17 protein-coding genes are annotated in these 20,101 nt (G+C 44.5%); 10 read left to right on the top strand and 7 right to left on the bottom strand.

Annotated features, from left to right (window positions below):
- Positions 1-15 precede the first annotated feature (15 nt).
- The 6 genes from mnmG to rpmH form a co-directional block, all read right to left on the bottom strand.
- Positions 16-1,905: a tRNA uridine-5-carboxymethylaminomethyl(34) synthesis enzyme MnmG gene (mnmG, locus tag SFC25_RS02235; RefSeq protein ID WP_411213711.1), complete on the bottom strand. Its 1,890-nt coding sequence runs from the start codon at positions 1,903-1,905 to the stop codon at positions 16-18.
- Positions 1,906-1,923: 18 nt separating this feature from the next.
- The gene (gene mnmE / locus SFC25_RS02240) at positions 1,924-3,300 is read right to left on the bottom strand and encodes a tRNA uridine-5-carboxymethylaminomethyl(34) synthesis GTPase MnmE (protein WP_411213712.1); all 1,377 of its coding nucleotides are present in this window, start codon (positions 3,298-3,300) and stop codon (positions 1,924-1,926) included.
- Positions 3,301-3,491: 191 nt separating this feature from the next.
- Positions 3,492-4,130, bottom strand: a complete 639-nt coding sequence (gene jag, locus SFC25_RS02245; protein WP_411213713.1) for an RNA-binding cell elongation regulator Jag/EloR — start codon at positions 4,128-4,130, stop codon at positions 3,492-3,494.
- Entirely contained in the window at positions 4,130-4,906 is a 777-nt protein-coding gene (spoIIIJ, locus tag SFC25_RS02250) for a YidC family membrane integrase SpoIIIJ (protein WP_411213770.1), read from the bottom strand. The genes jag and spoIIIJ overlap by 1 nt, the downstream gene beginning before the upstream one ends.
- A gap of 37 nt (positions 4,907-4,943) precedes the next feature.
- Entirely contained in the window at positions 4,944-5,318 is a 375-nt protein-coding gene (rnpA, locus tag SFC25_RS02255; protein WP_411213714.1) for a ribonuclease P protein component, read from the bottom strand.
- Positions 5,319-5,504: 186 nt separating this feature from the next.
- Entirely contained in the window at positions 5,505-5,639 is a 135-nt protein-coding gene (rpmH, locus tag SFC25_RS02260; RefSeq protein WP_093726343.1) for a 50S ribosomal protein L34, read from the bottom strand.
- Between the two features lie 607 nt (positions 5,640-6,246).
- Between rpmH and dnaA the strand changes: the two genes are divergently transcribed.
- The 8 genes from dnaA to SFC25_RS02300 all read left to right on the top strand — a co-directional run bounded on the left by dnaA (position 6,247) and on the right by SFC25_RS02300 (position 16,362).
- The gene (gene dnaA, locus SFC25_RS02265; RefSeq protein ID WP_411213715.1) at positions 6,247-7,596 is read left to right on the top strand and encodes a chromosomal replication initiator protein DnaA; all 1,350 of its coding nucleotides are present in this window, start codon (positions 6,247-6,249) and stop codon (positions 7,594-7,596) included.
- Positions 7,597-7,784: 188 nt separating this feature from the next.
- Positions 7,785-8,927: a DNA polymerase III subunit beta gene (gene dnaN, locus SFC25_RS02270; RefSeq protein ID WP_411213716.1), complete on the top strand. Its 1,143-nt coding sequence runs from the start codon at positions 7,785-7,787 to the stop codon at positions 8,925-8,927.
- A gap of 159 nt (positions 8,928-9,086) precedes the next feature.
- The gene (yaaA, locus tag SFC25_RS02275) at positions 9,087-9,308 is read left to right on the top strand and encodes a S4 domain-containing protein YaaA (RefSeq protein WP_038562590.1); all 222 of its coding nucleotides are present in this window, start codon (positions 9,087-9,089) and stop codon (positions 9,306-9,308) included.
- 30 nt (positions 9,309-9,338) lie between these two features.
- Positions 9,339-10,463, top strand: coding sequence for a DNA replication/repair protein RecF (gene recF, locus SFC25_RS02280; protein WP_411213717.1), 1,125 nt, complete (start codon positions 9,339-9,341; stop codon positions 10,461-10,463).
- Positions 10,463-10,708: an extracellular matrix regulator RemB gene (gene remB, locus SFC25_RS02285; protein WP_411213718.1), complete on the top strand. Its 246-nt coding sequence runs from the start codon at positions 10,463-10,465 to the stop codon at positions 10,706-10,708. Before recF ends, remB begins: the two co-directional genes overlap by 1 nt.
- 19 nt (positions 10,709-10,727) lie before the next feature.
- Positions 10,728-12,656, top strand: a complete 1,929-nt coding sequence (gene gyrB, locus SFC25_RS02290) for a DNA topoisomerase (ATP-hydrolyzing) subunit B (protein WP_411213719.1) — start codon at positions 10,728-10,730, stop codon at positions 12,654-12,656.
- 43 nt (positions 12,657-12,699) lie between these two features.
- Positions 12,700-15,216, top strand: a complete 2,517-nt coding sequence (gyrA, locus tag SFC25_RS02295) for a DNA gyrase subunit A (RefSeq protein WP_411213720.1) — start codon at positions 12,700-12,702, stop codon at positions 15,214-15,216.
- A gap of 72 nt (positions 15,217-15,288) precedes the next feature.
- Positions 15,289-16,362: an HD-GYP domain-containing protein gene (locus SFC25_RS02300; protein ID WP_411213721.1), complete on the top strand. Its 1,074-nt coding sequence runs from the start codon at positions 15,289-15,291 to the stop codon at positions 16,360-16,362.
- A gap of 10 nt (positions 16,363-16,372) precedes the next feature.
- On the opposite strand, the gene SFC25_RS02305 is transcribed toward SFC25_RS02300, so the two are convergent.
- Positions 16,373-17,329 (bottom strand): YaaC family protein, encoded by a 957-nt coding sequence (locus tag SFC25_RS02305; protein ID WP_411213722.1) that lies wholly within the window; start codon positions 17,327-17,329, stop codon positions 16,373-16,375.
- Between the two features lie 135 nt (positions 17,330-17,464).
- Here SFC25_RS02305 and guaB point away from each other — a divergent pair, with 135 nt between their 5' ends.
- On the top strand, positions 17,465-18,940 hold the full coding sequence (guaB, locus tag SFC25_RS02310) for an IMP dehydrogenase (RefSeq protein WP_411213723.1): 1,476 nt from the start codon (positions 17,465-17,467) through the stop codon (positions 18,938-18,940).
- Between the two features lie 157 nt (positions 18,941-19,097).
- Positions 19,098-20,090: a TAXI family TRAP transporter solute-binding subunit gene (locus tag SFC25_RS02315; protein ID WP_411213724.1), complete on the top strand. Its 993-nt coding sequence runs from the start codon at positions 19,098-19,100 to the stop codon at positions 20,088-20,090.
- Positions 20,091-20,101 lie beyond the last annotated feature (11 nt).

Raw genomic sequence — 20,101 nt, forward strand, 5'->3', positions numbered from 1 at the left:
CCTCTTTTCGACAGATTATTGATTTGCTGCTTTCACGTGTCCACCTTGTTCGATAAATACGAGCAGGATGGAAACATCGGCTGGGTTTACACCGGAAATACGGGATGCCTGGCCAACAGATAGCGGACGGACTTTTTTCAGTTTTTCGCGTGCTTCTGTTGCAAGTCCGCTGACATCATCGTAATTGATTGTATCTGGTATTTTTTTATCTTCCATGCGCTTCATACGTTCCACTTGCTGCATGGATTTCGCAATATAGCCTTCATACTTCGTTTGAATCTCAACCTGCTCTTTTACGTCAGCAGGCAACTCTTTGTCTGCAGGGACGATGATTTTCTCCAGCAAGCTGTATTTAATTTCAGGACGCTTCAAAAGATCAGATGCACGCTGTGCTTCTTTCATGACAGATCCAGCTTCGTCCATCAGCTCAAGCACATGCGGTTCTGTTTTAATGATGATTCCTGCCAAACGATTTCGTTCTTCTTCAATCAGGCGTTTTTTCTCCAGGAAGCGCGCATAGCGTTCTTCACTGATCATGCCGATTTGATGTCCGATTTCAGTCAAACGCATATCTGCATTGTCATGACGAAGCAGCAAACGGTATTCTGCACGGGATGTTAGCAGTCGGTAAGGTTCATTAGTACCTTTTGTAACCAAGTCATCGATCATAACACCGATGTAGGCCTGGGAACGATCAAGGATGACAGGATCTTTGCCAAGTGCTTTTGCAGCAGCGTTGATACCAGCCATGATTCCTTGACCCGATGCTTCTTCGTAACCGGATGTTCCATTGATTTGCCCCGCTGTGTAAAGACCAGGAATTTTTTTCGTTTCCAAAGTCGGCCATAGCTGTGTCGGAACCATCGCATCATACTCGATTGCATAACCGGCACGCATGATTTCAGCGTTCTCCAAACCAGGGATCGTTTGAAGCATTTCTTTTTGGACGTATTCAGGCAAGGAAGTGGACAATCCTTGTACATATACTTCCTCTGTATTGCGTCCTTCTGGCTCTAGGAAGATCTGGTGGCGCGGTTTATCATTGAAACGGACAACTTTATCCTCGATAGATGGACAATAGCGCGGTCCTGTTCCTTTGATCATACCGGAATACATAGCAGACAAACCTAGGTTTTCGTTGATGATATTATGTGTGAATTCATTTGTATAAGTCAGCCAGCAAGGGATCTGATCTGTAATGAATACTGTTGTTTCATAGGAGAACGCAAGCGGTTCTTCATCTCCTGGCTGAATTTCTGTTTTGGAATAATCGATGGAGCGGCTGTTAACACGTGGCGGTGTGCCAGTTTTGAACCGTACCATTTCCAAACCAAGCTCTTCAAGATGCTCTGACAATGTCACGGATGCACGCTGGTTGTTCGGGCCGCTTTCATAAGAAACATCTCCGATGATGACACGTCCGCGCATGAATGTTCCAGTCGTGATAACGACTGTTTTTGCGTAATAAGCCGCTTTCGTTTCTGTGATGACACCTTTGCAGACACCATCTTCAATAATCAAACGGTCAACCATTGCTTGACGCATCGTCAAGTTTTCTTGGCTTTCCAGTGTTTTCTTCATTTCTGTGATATATAGCGGTTTATCCGCTTGAGCTCGCAAAGCACGAACAGCAGGACCTTTTCCTGTGTTGAGCATACGCATTTGAATATATGTTTTATCAATAACTTTTCCCATCACGCCGCCAAGTGCATCAATTTCGCGCACTACAACACCTTTTGCAGGTCCGCCGACGGATGGATTACATGGCATGAATCCTGTCATGTCAAGGTTCATGGAAAGCATTAGAGTATTAGCACCCATTTTTGCTGCCGCTACAGCCGCTTCACAGCCGGCGTGTCCTGCACCTATGACGATGACATCATAATGCCCAGCATCGTATGTCATGTTCATTCTCTCCTTTTTTTATTTTCCTAAGCAAAACTGTGAAAACAGTTGGTCGATCAGACTTTCGTGCACGGTATCCCCGATGATTTCACCGAGCAATTCCCATGTTCTTGTCACATCTATTTGGACGATATCCATTGGCATTTGCATTTCGATTCCATTCATTGCTTCCCGAAGTGATGACAATGACTGCTTCAAAAGCTGGATATGCCGTACATTCGATATATAACTCAAGTCGCCGCCATCGATTTCCCCCGCAAAGAAGGTATCCTTGATAGCAAGCTCCAATTCGTCGATTCCTTTTTCTTCAATCAATGCAGTCGTAATGACTGGACGGTCTCCTGCCAGCTGACGAACTTCTTCCAGATCGATTTGCTGGAAGAGATCCGTTTTATTGACGATGACAATCACATCAAGACCGGCAACAGCTTCGAATAAGTTGCGATCCTCATCGGACAGAGCTTCTCCATAGTTCAGCACAAGCAAAATAAGATCACTTTGCTTCAGAACCTGGCGAGAACGTTCCACTCCGATTCGTTCCACGATATCCTCTGTTTCACGGATTCCGGCTGTATCAACCAGCTTCAATGGCACGCCGCGCACATTGACATATTCTTCAATGATATCGCGTGTAGTACCAGCTATTTCGGTAACAATGGCTTTATTTTCGTGCACAAGTGCATTCATCAAAGAAGATTTTCCGACGTTCGGACGGCCGATTATCGCTGTGGCCAACCCTTCCCGCAGAATTTTTCCTTGCTTCGCCATTTCAAGCAGCTTCTCTATTTCTTCATATACATATTGTGTTTTCTCGATCATCATATTGTGGGACATCTCTTCCACATCATCATACTCCGGATAATCGATGTTCACCTCAACATGTGCTACTGTTTCCAATAATTCCTGGCGCAGCTTCTGGATCAAACGTGATAGTCTGCCATCCATCTGCTTAAGCGCTACATTCATCGCTCGATCAGTCTTTGCGCGAATCAAATCCATGACAGCTTCTGCCTGTGACAAATCGATCCTTCCATTAAGAAAGGCTCTCTTCGTAAACTCACCAGGCTCTGCCAGTCGTGCACCTTCCTGCAATGCTAATTCCAGCACGCGGTTCACGGAAACTAGACCACCGTGGCAATTGATCTCAACAACATCTTCCCGTGTGAATGTTTTTGGAGCCTTCATAACAGACACCATCACTTCCTCTGCAACCTCTCCGGTTGCCGGGTCGATGAGTTTACCATAATGAATCGTATGACTTGGCACGTCAGTCAGCTTTTTCCCATCAAAAAGTTTGGCAGCAATCTCCACTGCTTCCGCACCACTAAGCCGCACAATGGCTATCGCTCCTTCTCCAACTGGAGTTGATATCGCGGCTATTGTATCATTCTGCATTTCTTCACCTCTTTCTATGATTTCTTTATCTATTTATCCACAGCATTTTGCTATGATTAAGTTTGTACTCACTAACTTATAAGAATAGCACAAGTGTCTATCAAAAAGAAAGATATCCACATGAAATTTTCGTGACAGCTGGTAGGTACAGGTTATCCACATGTGAATAGACAACAAAAAAAGTCTTGGCATCATTGCCAAGACTTTTCCTTTAGTGGTTGGATGACGATATACCGATTCGGTTCTTTTCCTTTGGAAACGGTTTCGACACCTTTTTGTTTTTGAGCTGCAGCATGGATGATTTTCCGTTCGCTAGCCGGCATTGGATCAAGAGGAATTGCTTTTTGCAGCGCCAATGCCTTACTGGCAGCTTGGACAGCTAGCATTTCAAGCGTTTCCCGTCTTCTTGACCGATATCCTTCCGCATCGACGGAAACGGTAAAGTGATATGCTTTTTGCTGATGCAGAAATTGTTCGACAAGCTGTTCCAGTGCATGAAGCGTTTGTCCTCTTTTTCCAATTAAGATGCCGAGATTTTCTCCACTAAGTGTAAACATCACATGCTTTTTCTTGCGGGCCGTGATTTCCACCTCTGTACCTGTGTGCAGATGCTGGATGACACTCTCCAAATATTCTTTTGCTGCTTGGATAGTATCAGTCTTCACGACCACTTTGACTACTGCCGGTTTGGCACCGAATAGATTGAGGAAGCCTTTGCTTCCTTCATCGATTACAGTGACTTCGACTTCTTCCATAGAAACACGTAACTGCTGTAAAGCTGATTGAATCGCATCATTGACGGTTTTGCCGCGAGCAGTCAGCTGTTTCATTATTTCTTGCTGTCTGCCTGAGCTTTGTTTTTCGACATCATTGGTTTATTAATAAGCAATGTCTGTGCCACCATGAAGATATTACCGACTACCCAATACAATGCCAAAGCAGATGGTAGGAATAGCGCAAAAACAGTAATCATGACCGGCATGATATACAGCATCATCGTCATTTGCGGATTAGCTGCCATTGCTGTGTTTCCTGCCATCATCAATTTTTGCTGCAGGAATGTCGCAAGACCTGCTACGATTGGCAGGATGAAGTACGGATCCGGTGAACCAAGCTGTACCCAAAGGAAGTTATGTTCCTTGATTGCTTCCGTACGGCTGATTGCTTGATAGAACGCAAGCAAGATAGGCATCTGTACGATGATCGGCAGACATCCTGCCAACGGATTTACACCGTGACGCTGGAAGAGCTGCATTGTTTCCTGCTGTAATTTCTGTTGTGTGTTTGCATCTTTAGAGCTGTATTTCTTTTGAAGTTCTTTCAATTCAGGCTGAATTTCCTGCATTGCACGGGAGCTCCGCAGCTGCTTGATATTCAATGGCAGCAATACCAGACGGATGATCACTGTTACGATGATGATCCCTAGACCAAAGTTTTCGCCTGTTAAATCAGCAAAATACGTAATCAACCAAGATAGCGGGTAGATGAAATACTGATTCCAAAACCCGGTACTTTCCGAAGTGATTGGATCGGTGTTCGGCGCACAGCCTGCTAAGGCAGCGACGAGCAGCACGAGTGCCAATACTAATAAACCTTTTTTACGCACCATGTTTCCTCCTTAACTTCCTTGCATAAGACTTTCCCTATTGCTTCTCTTTATTATTTTTCCTGTTTGGCTGTTTCAGCAGATGTGATTTCCAAAGCACATGGATCAAGCTCTTTTTCAATTCCTGGTAAGCCATGTCTTTCGCTGGCTGCCTGGCGATGACGATGAAATCATAGCCTTGTGCAATTTGCTCGTCCAGTTCATGGAAGGCTTGTCTCAAATAACGCTTTATTTTGTTCCGCATAACAGCGTTTCCAAGTTTCTTGCTGACAGACAGCCCGATGCGGAAGTGCGCATCCGCTGTTTCCTGCTTCTTATAATATAGAACGAGCTGACGGTTCGCAAAGGAGCTTCCCTTTTGGAATACTTCCTGAAATGCCTCATTCTTCTTTATCCGATATTCTTTCTTCATAGAGGGTCCCCTCAAGCATGCCTATTTGCGAGAATAGTCTTTAATTTGAAAGAAGGAGAATAAACGCGGCATTTAAGCTTGTAGTTTATTCTCCTTCTCCATTCATGTAAAAGCACAGCAAACGCTGTGTCATTTCCACTGATCAAGTATATAAAGTCAAAAAGACCACTACATACGTAAGTGGCCTTATGCAGACAATACTTTTCTTCCTTTACGACGACGACGAGCTAGAACTTTACGTCCGTTTTTTGTGCTCATACGTTCACGGAAGCCGTGTACTTTTTTTCTTTTACGGTTATTAGGTTGGAATGTACGTTTCATATATAAAACACCTCCCTTGAGGATATATCAAAAATATAGCGAAAGGTCATAGACAGTCTTGAACATTATACGTAAAAACAGGCAGACATGTCAACCTATCATTTTTGCTGGATCTTCCCTTCCTTTTATCCACAGCCCATGTTAATCTAGTAACCCTGTGCATAACTTTTTCCACACAAGTTTTCGACAACTTACACACATAATCTCATGCTGTGGATATATTTTGTCTACAAACGCCGGCATTTGTGGATAAGTGTCGATTAAGCATTGCAAGACAAGGATTATTCTGGTATCATATCTGTGTTTTACTGATTGGATAACAATATCATCAAAATCCTTTATCCACAGAGTGTGGATAAACTGTGGACATCTATTCACAGGTCTGTAGATGCAGTTATCAACAGTAACGTGGACAACTGAAGAAGTAGCTTCATTGCCCTTTATCATGCGGATTTTCTATCCACATCCATATATGTATGTGCACGGCCTTTTTGCATGCGTGAACTTTTTTTCGCATGTCTCGAAAAGGCCTTTTAATACCTATCATGATGCAGTTCTTTAGAGAAAGTGACTGCTTCTTTCATTTTTTCAGAAAGGGGGATGCCTGTTGGAGAATATTCAGGATTTATGGAAAAAGACACTACAAGAAATTGAAAAACGAATTAGTAAGCCGAGCTTTGATACATGGCTGAAAAACACACAAGCCTATGCACTTGAAGAAGATACACTTGTGATCGAAGCCCCCAACGAATTCGCCAGAGACTGGCTGGAAAGCAGCTACTCCTCTTTGATCGGAGATACACTTTATGAAGTGACTGGCAATCGGCTGCAGACGAAATTCATCATTCCGGAATTTCAGCAGGAAGAAGAAGTCATCCGCCAGCCGATGCCTAAAAAGGCTGCCGTAAAGGATACGTTGGCAGAATCACCAAAAAGCATGCTGAATAGCAAGTACACATTTGATACATTCGTTATCGGCTCAGGGAACCGGTTCGCCCATGCTGCTTCACTAGCTGTTGCAGAAGCACCGGCCAAAGCTTATAACCCGCTATTCATCTATGGTGGCGTCGGGCTCGGTAAAACCCATTTAATGCATGGAATCGGTCATTATGTGCTGGATCATAATCCGAATGCAAAGGTCGTTTACTTATCCTCCGAAAAGTTCACAAATGAATTCATCAATGCGATCAGGGATAATAAGACAGCGGAATTTCGGGCGAAATACCGCAATATCGACGTCCTTCTCATAGATGATATTCAATTCCTGGCTGGAAAAGAACAAACGCAGGAAGAGTTCTTCCATACATTCAATGCATTACATGAAGAAAATAAACAAATCATCATTTCCAGTGATCGGCCGCCAAAAGAAATTCCAACTTTGGAGGACCGGCTCAGGTCCCGCTTCGAATGGGGATTGATTACGGATATTACACCTCCGGATCTGGAAACGCGGATTGCTATCCTTCGCAAGAAAGCAAAAGCAGAAGGCTTGGACATCCCGAATGAAGTCATGCTGTACATTGCCAATCAAATAGACACCAATATCCGGGAGCTGGAAGGTGCTCTTATACGTGTAGTTGCTTATTCATCCCTGATAAACTCGGATATTGATGCTTCCTTAGCAGCAGATGCACTGAAAAATATCATTCCCAGCTCAAAGCCGAAGGTTATAACGATCCATGCGATCCAGGAACAAGTCGGTGAGCGCTACAATGTCCGCTTGGAAGAATTCACTGCGAAGAAACGTACGAAGGCCATCGCTTTCCCTCGTCAAATCGCGATGTTCCTATCAAGGGAACTGACTGATTTCTCTTTACCTAAAATTGGAGAAGAATTCGGCGGCAGAGACCATACAACCGTTATTCACGCGCATGAGAAAATCTCCAAGCTACTAAGTGTAGATCAGGATTTACAGCGCGATATCGATGAAATAAAAGAAAGACTCAAATCTTTCTGACGATTGGACCCTGTTGATAAACGTGCATAAAACCATTTTTTATTCACATATTATCCACAGGGTATTTTTATTGGTATTACTGGGCTTTTTCATACTTATCCACATAATCACAGGCCCTATTACTACTACTGTATTTTTATAAATAATAATTAATAAGAAGAACCCCCCATAGGAGGAACGCAATTATCATGAAATTTGTCATACAACGTGATCGGCTCTTAGCAAGTATCCAGGATGTTGTGAAAGCAATCTCATCCAGAACAGCAATTCCGATCCTTACTGGGATGAAAATTGAAGCAAAAGAAGATGGAATCACGTTAACAGGAAGTGATTCAGATATTTCTATCGAATCTTTCATACCAAAAGAAGAAGATGGCATTGTCTATGTAGAACAAATAGAACCTGGCAGCATCGTACTGCAAGCTAAATACTTCCCGGAAATTGTTCGAAAAGTCCCGATGAATGCAGTAGAAATCGAATCTGATGCCCAGTTGAACGTAACAATCAGATCCGGAAGTGCAGAATTCAAATTGAATGGGCAAGATGCTGAGGAATATCCACAGCTGCCAAAGCTGCATAGTGAAGATAGCTTTGAACTTCCTGCTGATTTACTGAAAAATGTCATCAAAGAAACTGTATTTGCTGTATCAACACAGGAGACGCGTCCGCTATTGACTGGAGTAAATGTTCGTGTTCAGGATGACCAGCTGCATTTTGTTGCGACAGACAGTCACCGTTTAGCATCCAGACAGATCCCTGTTTCTACAAATGAAGCAGCACTAGGCTTCCAAAATGTTGTCATTCCAGGGAAAAGCTTGACGGAATTGAACAAAATCCTTGATGAAAACCAAGATCCTGTCGAAATCCGGATAACAAATAATCAAATTTTGTTCCGAACGAAGCATTTGTATTTCCTATCCCGTTTGCTAGAAGGAAATTATCCGGATACATCCCGTCTGATTCCATCAGAAAGCAAGACAGCATTGCAGATCGATACGAAGGAACTGCTTCGCTCCATCGATCGGGCATCTTTACTTGCGAAAGAAAATAGAAACAATGTCGTGAAACTGGTAACCCAGGATTCCGGACAGCTTGAAATCAGCAGTAATTCCCCAGAAGTTGGACGCGTTGTGGAAGAAGTGACCGTTCAGGAAATTTCAGGAGAGGAATTACGAATCAGCTTTAGTGCGAAATATATGATGGATGCACTGAAGGTCATTGAAAGTGAGCAAGTGAAAATTGAATTCACTGGCGCAATGCGACCATTCCTTATCCGTCCAACAGACGATGAGGATTTGCTGCAATTGATTACACCAGTCCGTACGTACTGAGTTATGCACATGTGGATAAAGGCACTGCCCTGGTGGCGGTGCTTTTTTTCTGTGTATAACATGACGCCTTGCAGGATTGGGCATAATGAAAATAACTTTCAAAGTTGTGGATACTTTAGTAAAATAATAAGAAGGCACCATAAAGTAAGGAGAGCGGAAATGAACGAAGAAATTCAGATCAATACCGAATATATTCAGCTTGGGAAATTCCTGAAGCTAGTGAATGCTGTAGAGAGCGGCGGAATGGTTAAGCTGTATTTAGCTGATTATCCGGTGCTGGTCAATGGCGAAGAAGAAAACAGACGAGGCAGAAAGCTGTATCCGGAGGATCGTGTAGAGCTGCCTGCGACATCCGAAGCATTCATTGTCAAAAAGGCATAGCAGTCTGCCGGATACAGAAAGGACCTAAGCATGCATATCCAAGAGCTAACGCTTACGCATTATCGGAATTACGATAAGCTGCAGCTTCAATTCGACGATAAAGTGAATGTGATCATCGGCGAGAATGCACAAGGCAAGACGAATTTGATGGAAGCCATCTACGTACTCGCCTTCTCCAAATCGCATCGAACCCCTAAAGATAAAGAACTTATCCAATGGGATCAAGATTATGCTAAAATAGAAGGGAACATCCTCAAGCGGAAACAGCGGTTTCCGCTTGAGATCGTCCTATCGTCCAAAGGAAAGAAAGCAAAACTGAATCATCTGGAACAAAAACGCCTAAGTGATTATATCGGGGCGCTCAATGTCGTCATGTTCGCTCCTGAGGATCTGAACCTGGTGAAAGGCAGTCCGCAAATTCGCAGGCGTTTTATTGATATGGAGATCGGACAGATTCAGCCGGTCTATATTTACCACCTTGGACAATACCAAAAAGTATTGAAGCAGCGGAATCATCTGCTGAAGCTTCTGCAGCGGCGCCAAGCCGATCCGACAATGCTTGATGTGCTGACGGAGCAGCTGATTGAGCATGCTAGCATCATATTAGAGAAACGTTTCCTCTTCCTCGGGCTGCTCCGTAAATGGGCACAGCCAATCCACCAGAGCATTACGACGAAGCTGGAGACGCTTGATATAGAATATCTTTCCAACTTGCATGTATCAGAAGAATCCGATAAGGAAACGCTAAAAGTAGCTTATGAGGAGAAATTCTCTGAATTACGGACACGTGAAGTGGAAAGAGGGACAACATTAGCAGGCCCCCATCGTGATGACCTGTCTTTTTATGTGAATGGGAAGGATGTACAAGCTTTTGGTTCACAAGGGCAGCAGCGTACGACTGCTCTATCGCTGAAGCTGGCTGAGATAGAACTTATCTATAACGAGGTTGGAGACTATCCGATTCTTTTATTGGATGATGTCTTAAGTGAGCTGGATGACAGCAGGCAGTCGCATTTACTAGAAACGATACAAGGGAAAGTCCAAACCTTTGTCTCGACGACGAATGTATCAGGTATCCAGCATGAGACCCTGAAACAGGCAGAACTGTTCACGATAAAATCAGGGAAGCTTGTCAGTGAGTCAGGAGGATCCTGATGTTTATCTCGATCGGTTGGAATAACGTCGTCAGAGCTGAAGAAGTGGTAGCAATCCTGGAATACAGCCAAGCAGCTAAAACAGTTGATCCCACTTTGGCAGAAAACGATGAAGCGGATCATGTATCAGCCAAATCTATCATTGTCACCACTGATCGGATTTACTCCAGTCCCTTATCGGTGCAGACATTGAAGAAACGGGCTGATACTACGGTTCCGAGAATGATAGAAGAAGATAACCTTTAAAGAAATGCAGGTGATTTAAATGGCAATGGAAGATAAAATGCCTGAAGAACAGTTGTATGATGCAGATCAGATACAAGTACTAGAAGGATTGGAAGCAGTCCGCAAACGGCCGGGAATGTACATCGGATCTACAAGCGAGCGCGGTCTGCACCATCTTGTATGGGAGATTGTCGATAACAGTATCGATGAGGCGCTTGCTGGTTACTGTGATCATATCCAAGTTACCATCGAAGAAGATAACAGCATCACCGTTGAAGATAACGGACGCGGAATCCCGGTAGGAACGCATGAAAAGACTGGCCGCCCAGCGGTCGAAGTAATCATGACAGTACTGCATGCCGGCGGTAAATTCGGCGGCGGAGGATATAAAGTATCCGGCGGTCTGCACGGTGTAGGTGCGTCGGTAGTAAACGCTTTGTCCACACAGCTTGATGTAAAAGTACACCGTGACGGCAAGATCCATGAACAAAGCTTCCAGCGAGGAATTCCGACAGGTGACCTGCAAGTCACTGGTGAATCCGATAGAACTGGTACCATTACACATTTCAAGCCGGATCCGGAGATTTTTACGGAAACGACTGTATATAACAAAGAGACATTGCTGGTACGTATCCGGGAACTTGCTTTCCTGAACAAAGGATTGGCAATCAGCCTGGAAGATAAACGCGAAGAGAATCCAGAGCGCACCACTTTCCATTACGAAGGCGGTATCCGTTCTTATGTGGAGCATCTCAACCGCTCCAAGGAAGTATTGCACGAGCCATTCTATGCAGAAAATACAGATTCCGAAATCACTGTGGAAATCGCTTTGCAATACAATGACGGCTACACAAGCAGTATCTACTCTTTTGCGAATAATATCCACACGTATGAAGGCGGAACGCATGAAGCAGGATTCAAATCCGGTCTGACACGTGTTATCAACGACTATGCCCGCAAAAATAATATGTTCAAAGAAGCAGATCCTAATCTATCTGGTGATGATGTGCGCGAAGGTTTGACTGCAATCATCTCCATCAAGCATCCGGATCCGCAATTTGAAGGGCAAACAAAGACAAAGCTCGGCAACAGTGAAGCACGTCAAGTAACGGATGCAGCATTCACAGAGCTATTTTCCAAGTTCTTGTTCGAAAATCCTGATACAGCACGAATCGTTGTTGAAAAAGGGTTGATGGCATCCCGTGCCCGTATCGCTGCAAAACGTGCGCGTGAACTTACTCGCCGTAAGGGTGCACTGGAAGTGAGCAGCTTGCCGGGTAAACTGGCAGACTGTTCTTCCAAAGATGCATCCATCAGTGAATTGTACGTCGTAGAGGGAGACTCTGCCGGCGGTTCAGCGAAACAGGGACGCGACCGGCATTTCCAAGCTATTTTGCCTTTACGTGGAAAAATCATCAACGTTGAAAAAGCAAGATTGGATAAGATCTTGGCCAATAACGAAATCCGTGCCATGATTACAGCACTTGGAACAGGTATTGGAGAAGACTTTGATATTTCCAAAGCACGTTATCATAAACTGGTCATCATGACCGATGCGGATGTCGACGGCGCGCATATTCGTACATTGCTGCTGACATTCTTCTATCGTTACATGAGACCATTGATCGAGAATGGCTATGTGTATATCGCACAGCCGCCTCTATACAAAGTACAGCAAGGGAAAGCTGCTTATTATGCGTATAATGACCGGGAACTTGATCGTGTCATGAGTGAGCTTCCTAAAGTACCAAAACCAGGGCTGCAGCGTTATAAAGGTCTTGGAGAGATGAACGCAGCACAGCTATGGGAGACAACCATGGATCCGGAAAACCGTACATTGCTTCAAGTCAGCCTGGCTGATGCGATCGATGCGGACCAGATCTTTGATATCCTGATGGGCGACAAAGTCGAGCCTAGACGGAACTTCATCCAAGACAACGCACAGAACGTACAGAATCTAGATATCTAACCAATAAACTATTGGTTCCGGCAATTTGACAGGAGGTTTTCGCATGGCGGATGAATTACGTCCAAGTGTGCAAGAAAGAGATATAAGTCAGGAAATGCGTACATCATTTCTTGACTATGCAATGAGCGTTATCGTAGCGCGTGCATTGCCTGATGCACGAGACGGCTTGAAGCCGGTGCATCGCAGAATCCTTTATGCATTGCATGATTTGGGTATGCATGCTGATAAGGCATATAAGAAATCAGCCCGTATCGTCGGGGAAGTAATCGGTAAGTACCATCCGCACGGCGATACAGCTGTGTATGAAGCGATGGTTCGTATGGCGCAGGATTTCAGCTATCGTTATATGCTCGTGGACGGTCATGGAAACTTCGGTTCCGTGGACGGCGACTCCGCAGCAGCAATGCGTTATACAGAAGCGCGGATGTCCAAGATATCCATGGAGCTTTTGCGGGATATCAACAAAGATACAATTGACTATGGCGATAACTATGACGGCTCTGAGAAGCAGCCGCTTGTATTGCCAGCTCGCTTCCCGAATCTGCTCGTGAACGGGGCTTCCGGTATTGCGGTTGGTATGGCAACGAATATTCCACCGCATAACCTGAATGAGACAATCAACGCGGTTTTGGCACTCAGTAAAAACCCGGATATCACCATTGAGGAATTGATGGATGATTATATATTCGGTCCTGACTTCCCTACTGCAGCCCAGATATTGGGCCGAAGCGGAATTCGGAAAGCATATGAAACGGGCCGTGGTTCGATTACTATTCGCGCCAAGACTGAAATTATTGAGCATGATAACGGCAAATCAACCATTCTTGTGCATGAATTGCCGTATCAGGTTAATAAAGCACGTCTTGTCGAAAAAATAGCAGAACTTGTTCGTGATAAGCGTATTGAAGGCATTACAGACCTTCGGGATGAATCCGACCGTAATGGTATGCGCGTTGTGATCGAAGTTCGCCGTGATGCGAACCCGAATGTCATTCTGAATAACTTGTACAAGCATACAGCCCTTCAGACAAGTTTCGGGATCAATATGCTTGCCTTAGTAGATGACAAACCACAGATTCTGAACCTGAAACAGGCACTGACGCATTATCTGGATCACCAGCAAGTGGTCATTCGCCGCAGAACAGAATTTGAATTGCGCAAGGCAGAAGCGAGAGCACATATCCTGGAAGGTTTGCGGATTGCCCTTGATAACCTGGATGAGATCATCAGCTTGATCCGCGGATCCCAAACAACGGATATCGCCCGTGATGCATTGATGGAGCGTTTCGAGCTTTCTGACAAGCAAGCTCAAGCAATCCTTGATATGCGTCTGCAGCGCCTGACAGGCTTGGAGCGCGACAAGATCGAAGATGAGTACCAGGAACTGGTCAATTTGATTGCGGAGCTTAAAGCAATTCTTGCTGATGAGGAGAAGGTGCTTGAGATCATTCGAGAAGAATTGACTGAGATCAAGGAACGTTTCGGTGATGATCGCCGTACAGAAATCGTGATTGGCGGTACTGACTTTATTGAGGATGAAGCACTTATTCCGGTAGAGAATGTCGTTATCACATTGACGCACCAGGGTTATATCAAACGCCTGCCTTCCAACACGTATCGCAGCCAAGGACGCGGCGGCCGAGGAATCCAGGGTATGGGTACGAATGAAGATGACTTCGTCGAACATCTGATTTCCACCAGCACACATGATACGATTCTGTTCTTCACGAACAAAGGAAAAGTATATCGTGCGAAAGGCTATGAAGTGCCGGAATTCAGCCGTACAGCAAAAGGAATTCCGATCATTAATATGCTGGAAATCGAAAAAGGCGAATGGATCAATGCTTTGATACCTGTCAAAGAGTTCGCAGATGACTGGTATTTGATATTCACAACAAAACAAGGTATCTCCAAACGGACGACTTTATCTCAATTCGCCAATATCCGTAAAGGCGGTCTGATCGCATTGAACTTGCGAGAGGATGATGAGTTGATATCTGTTCGTATGACAGATGGTCACAAACATATCATGATCGCGACGAAGAATGGTTACCTGATCCGCTTCCCGGAAGAGCAAATTCGACCAATGGGCCGTACAGCTGCTGGGGTGAAAGGAATAACCTTGCGCGGTGAAGATGATTCGGTTGTGTCCATGGATATAATCGATGAAGGCGTCGATATCCTGAACGTTACCGAAAAAGGATTCGGAAAACGGACACCAGAATCCGAATATCGCATCACAAACCGTGGCGGTAAAGGGATCCTTACATCTAAGATCACGGATAAAACAGGACAGATGGTATCAGCTAAGCCGGTTACAGGTGAAGAAGATATCATGATCATCACTGTCTCTGGTGTATTGATCCGGATGCCTGTTTCCAGTATTTCGACTACTGGCCGGAATACGCAGGGTGTCATTCTGATCCGAATTCAGGAGAATGAAGCGGTAGCTACTGTTGCCCGTATTGATAAAGAGCAAGAAGAAGAAATCGAGGCTGTCTCAGATGATATGCTGGAGGAACCAGTAGTATCCGAGCCAGATGATACAGAAGAAGTATGATATTGAGCATTCCCGCTCCCATAGTGGGAATGCTCTTTTTTTACATAACCTTTGGATGAAAGGATGCAGGATATGATCGTCTCAGCCAATCAGCTCGTCGCGGGCTGTATCGTAACAGCAGATGTGATGGGAAAAAGCGGTATGCCGCTTGTAAAGAGTAAAACAGTACTGACAGAAACAGAAATCTTTTATTTGCAGAAAATGCTCGTGAAAGAAGTAACAGTTGCCGCTCATTTAGAGGATGGCAGCAGTTTCGTTCCCGAAAAGGAGCCTGTAAGCGTTCAGCCAGCCATCATACAAGTGCATTTCCTGGATGCCTATGCAGCAGCAGTTGAAAGCTATCAAAAGCAGTTCAACACATGGCAACATGGCTCAGCAGTTGATATAGCAGCACTTCGGAAACACATTCTGCCTGTACTGGAGAAGGTAAGTCAATGGGAAGGAAATGTCTTCAATTTGCCTGCATACATAAATCAGACGGATTATTTACCGTGCCACGCAGCGGGCATGGCTGCACTTGTGGCTGCTGTCTTACAAAAAGCAGGTTTTACGGAAGCAGACGTCAAACAAATCGGTTTGGCTGCCTATCTGTCTGATTGTGGCATGGCTAAACTCAACCAGCCATATCATATCCAGAAACGTCAGCTGCTGGATATAGACTGGCAGGATGTCCAAAAGCATCCAACCCACTCTTACCGGATGGTCGAGCAGGCCTCTCTCCTATCGTCAAAAGCGAAGCTTGCCATTCTCCAGCATCACGAACGGACGGATGGAGCTGGTTACCCGCTGCGATTATCGAAGGAGAAGATTCATTCATTCGCCAGTCTTCTTTCCATCTGTGACACCTATCATGCTTTGATATCCGAACGTGCTTATCAGGCTTCTGTATCGCCATATGATGCGCTGGACATTATCCTGGATGAGCAATTCAGCCGATTTGATCCGGCAATGGTCCAACATTTTGTCCAGGCATTTATTGATGCCCAGCAAAACACAACAGTCAGACTTTCATCCGGCGAATTGGCAGAGGTTGTTTATACCGATCATACCAATCCCTCGAGGCCGATGGTCCGCGAACAAGAGACAAATCAAGTGAGGGCATTGGCTGATCTTCCGCATATACGTATTGAACAAGTCATCTTATGAAGCATGCTTATCAGCGTGCTTTTTTTATATCCTCAAAATGCTTCAGCATATAAGATCCAATCAATAAGGGGAATTTTTCGGCAGTAACCTCCAGAAAACGGACAATGAGCGGATATTCCTTTTGGCGGTTGACATGAAGCAGATCTGTCCACCACTCTGCCTCATAGCGGCAAATCATGCTTAAGTTATAAAGGAGCGCATAATGCGCCATGCACTCATGAAAGCTGCTCCAATGACTATGCTGAATAAAATAATATTGCTTAGTGAAAGAATTGCAGGAAAGCGGTCCCGCTGCTTTCCATAATGAATCGGGCGGCTTGATTGCAAGTCGATCCTGCTCTGTGATTGTAAAAGAGAAAGATTCCAGGAATTCTAAAAAGCGCCGTTTTGTATATTGAAATTCGTCGAGTAAGCCCTCCTGCAAAATAAGACTATCCCCCTTTAAAACTACTTCTGTCAGGTTACGTTTACCCTGCTGAAGGGTGAGAAGTTGATGTAGTTCCGGAACTAATCCGAACATATCTCCCATGGAAACCTTTTTGATAGTGTGAAATTCTCTTTTACATACATGACGGGAGAAATACGGAAATAAGCCGCGCTGTTGGCATAATACTTCATCCAAGCTGAATTGATAGTCCCGCTTTTTTCGCTTCCTGGTTGATAACCCGTGTGCAAGATCAGCTGTCGATTCTGGGTAGGCAGGACGCGTCAGCAGCAAACTCGCTTTCATAAAATGGGTCATTCCGTAAAATAATAAGACAGGTTTCATTAACAGCGGGGCGTCTTGTCCATGGGAATAATAAGATTTTCCATGTTCCAGATAAGCAAGGAAGGCAGAAATGTTCTGGTAGCTCTGTGCTTCTGCGTCTGGAATTCCGATATGCTGGTAGCTTTTTTGCAGGAAGGAAATAGCTGTATCCTCTGCTTCGAGGAACGAAAGAAAGGTGGATACGTTTTCATCATGCATACAGAATCCTCCAGTGATTTTTACGTGCTCATATAGTTGAAAAACCGCGCATCTTGGCGTATTGTAAGTAACAATAGGTTTTAATAGCAGTATTTTAACCATATATAAATATTTCATGATAAAAGGAGGATAAACATGCGGGAAGATAAGTTTACAAAAGAGGGTTTAACTTTTGATGATGTCTTGCTTGTACCGGCGAAATCAGAGGTTCTGCCACGTGATGTGAAGTTCCAGACAGCATTGACAAAAAATATCACTTTGAACATTCCATTGATCAGTGCAGGAATGGACACAGTAACAGAGGCAAGCATGGCGATTGCAATGGCTAGACAGGGTGGTCTTGGTATCATCCACAAAAACATGTCCATTGAAGAGCAAGCAGAGCAGGTGGATCGCGTCAAACGTTCGGAAAGCGGCGTTATCACAGACCCATTCTTCTTATGTCCGGAAAACCAAGTGTTCGATGCAGAGCATCTAATGGGTAAATTCCGCATTTCAGGTGTACCAATCGTTAACAATAGAGAAGAGCAGAAACTGATCGGTATCCTGACAAATCGCGATCTTCGTTTCGTACAGGACTATTCCATCGCGATCTCCGACGTCATGACGAAAGAAAATTTGGTTACAGCACCTGTTGGAACGACATTGGATGAAGCAGAGAAGATCCTTCAGAAGCATAAAATTGAAAAGCTTCCACTTGTCGATGAGAATGGTGTGCTGAAAGGCTTGATCACAATCAAAGATATCGAGAAAGTGATTGAGTTCCCGAATTCTGCTAAAGATAAACATGGACGTTTGTTAGTAGGAGCTGCTGTTGGGGTTACTGGTGATGCAATGACTCGCATCAGCAAACTGGTAGATGCAGGTGTAGACGTACTTGTTGTTGATACAGCACATGGCCATTCCAAAGGTGTCTTGGAGCAAGTGAAAGCGATCAAAGACAAGTTCCCTGAAGTTGACTTGATTGCTGGTAACGTAGCAACAGCTGAAGGTACGCGTGCTTTGATCGAAGCTGGTGCTGACGTCGTAAAAGTGGGTATTGGACCAGGCTCTATTTGTACAACACGTGTTGTAGCTGGTGTAGGTGTGCCTCAAATCACTGCTGTGTACGATTGTGCAGCAGAAGCTGAAAAGCATGGCGTCTCCATCATTGCTGACGGCGGAATCAAGTATTCCGGTGATATCGCTAAAGCAATCGCAGCAGGCGGACATGCTGTCATGCTCGGCAGTATGTTTGCTGGTACAACAGAAAGCCCTGGTGAGACTGAAATCTTCCAAGGCCGCCAATATAAAGTATATCGCGGTATGGGATCTGTCGGCGCAATGAAATCCGGCTCCAAAGACCGCTACTTCCAAGGCGAAACAGAAGAAGCGAAAAAATTGGTACCAGAAGGAATCGAAGGCCGTGTTGCTTACAAGGGTTCCCTTGCTGATACGGTTCATCAGCTGCTTGGCGGCTTGCGTGCGAGCATGGGCTACTGCGGTGCCCCTGATCTTGATTACTTCCGTGAAAATGCACAGTTCATCCGTATGACTGGTGCAGGACTGCGTGAAAGCCATCCGCATGATATCCAAATCACAAAAGAAGCACCGAACTATTCTGTTAACTAATTATCTTGAACGACGTGCATAAGCACGTCGTTCTTTCTTTTGTAGCATACACTATACTAAAATAACTGATAATTTTCAATAAAATTAAAATTGAAATAAAATGAAGGATTTGCTACATTTATAAAGAATTGTATTTAGAAATAGGGGGTATGCAAACATGAGAACGAAGAAGAAATCATTTATTATGCTCAGCATGATTGCAGCGCTGACAGTAGTACTGGCAGCATGTGGCGGAGGGACAAGTGACAGCTCCTCTTCTGATGGCGGTCCGCAGTTCATAGATTTGCTGACAGGCGGGACGGAAGGTACATACTATCCGCTTGGAGGAAGCCTGGCAGAGATTATCAATTCAAACGTGGACAATGTAGAAGCACGTGCAACATCTACAGGTGCTTCAGTAGAGAATATGAATACAATGAGTGGTGGTAACGATGATATCATTGCCTTTACCCAAACTGATATAGCTGCTTATGCTTCAGAAGGAACCTTGATGTTTGATGGGGAAGCAATAGATAACATCCAAGCCATCGGTTCGTTATATCCGGAAACAATCCAGATAGTTGCTACAGAAGATAGCGGTATCCAAACCGTGGAGGACTTGAAAGGTAAAACAGTTTCAATTGGTGCTCCAGGATCTGGTACGAACGCGAGTGCAGAGGACATCCTTGGTATATACGATATGACAGTGGATGATATCGAAGTGCAAAATCTTGATTTTGGTGAATCGACCACAGGTATGCAGGATGGAACAATTGATGCTGCATTCATTACAGCTGGTACACCGACAGGAGCAGTAGAAAGTCTTTCTGCTACTACGCCAATTACCATTGTTGGATTGGAAGAAGATAAAGTAAATCAATTGATCGAAGAAAAACCTTATTACGCTCCGTATACAATCGAAGAAGGAACATACAGCTTGGAGGAACCTGTTGAAACAGTTTCTGTAAATGCAATGCTGGCAACGACAGAGGGTATGGATGAGGATCTTGTTTACAACATCACCAAAGCAATTTATGAACATACAGATGAAATCGGTCACCAGAAAGCTGAATTCATCAAGCCTGAAAGTGCTGTGGAAGGTGTGAGTATCGATTTCCATCCAGGAGCGCTACGTTACTTTGAAGAAGCAGGTGTAGAAGTACCGCAATAAAAAGCTGCAAA

It is taken from the genome of Terribacillus saccharophilus (assembly GCF_046592595.1).
Lineage (GTDB): Bacteria > Bacillota > Bacilli > Bacillales > Amphibacillaceae > Terribacillus > Terribacillus saccharophilus_C.

Coding starts and splice junctions, on each gene's coding strand:
- rnpA (WP_411213714.1), bottom strand. CDS start 5,318: ATGAAGAAAGAATATCGGATAAAGAAGAATGAGGCATTTCAGGAAGTA.
- remB (WP_411213718.1), top strand. CDS start 10,463: ATGTTTATCTCGATCGGTTGGAATAACGTCGTCAGAGCTGAAGAAGTG.
- gyrB (WP_411213719.1), top strand. CDS start 10,728: ATGGCAATGGAAGATAAAATGCCTGAAGAACAGTTGTATGATGCAGAT.
- SFC25_RS02315 (WP_411213724.1), top strand. CDS start 19,098: ATGAGAACGAAGAAGAAATCATTTATTATGCTCAGCATGATTGCAGCG.
- jag (WP_411213713.1), bottom strand. CDS start 4,130: ATGAAACAGCTGACTGCTCGCGGCAAAACCGTCAATGATGCGATTCAA.
- yaaA (WP_038562590.1), top strand. CDS start 9,087: ATGAACGAAGAAATTCAGATCAATACCGAATATATTCAGCTTGGGAAA.
- SFC25_RS02300 (WP_411213721.1), top strand. CDS start 15,289: ATGATCGTCTCAGCCAATCAGCTCGTCGCGGGCTGTATCGTAACAGCA.
- mnmE (WP_411213712.1), bottom strand. CDS start 3,300: ATGCAGAATGATACAATAGCCGCGATATCAACTCCAGTTGGAGAAGGA.
- SFC25_RS02305 (WP_411213722.1), bottom strand. CDS start 17,329: ATGCATGATGAAAACGTATCCACCTTTCTTTCGTTCCTCGAAGCAGAG.
- mnmG (WP_411213711.1), bottom strand. CDS start 1,905: ATGACATACGATGCTGGGCATTATGATGTCATCGTCATAGGTGCAGGA.
- recF (WP_411213717.1), top strand. CDS start 9,339: ATGCATATCCAAGAGCTAACGCTTACGCATTATCGGAATTACGATAAG.
- guaB (WP_411213723.1), top strand. CDS start 17,465: ATGCGGGAAGATAAGTTTACAAAAGAGGGTTTAACTTTTGATGATGTC.
- gyrA (WP_411213720.1), top strand. CDS start 12,700: ATGGCGGATGAATTACGTCCAAGTGTGCAAGAAAGAGATATAAGTCAG.
- rpmH (WP_093726343.1), bottom strand. CDS start 5,639: ATGAAACGTACATTCCAACCTAATAACCGTAAAAGAAAAAAAGTACAC.
- dnaN (WP_411213716.1), top strand. CDS start 7,785: ATGAAATTTGTCATACAACGTGATCGGCTCTTAGCAAGTATCCAGGAT.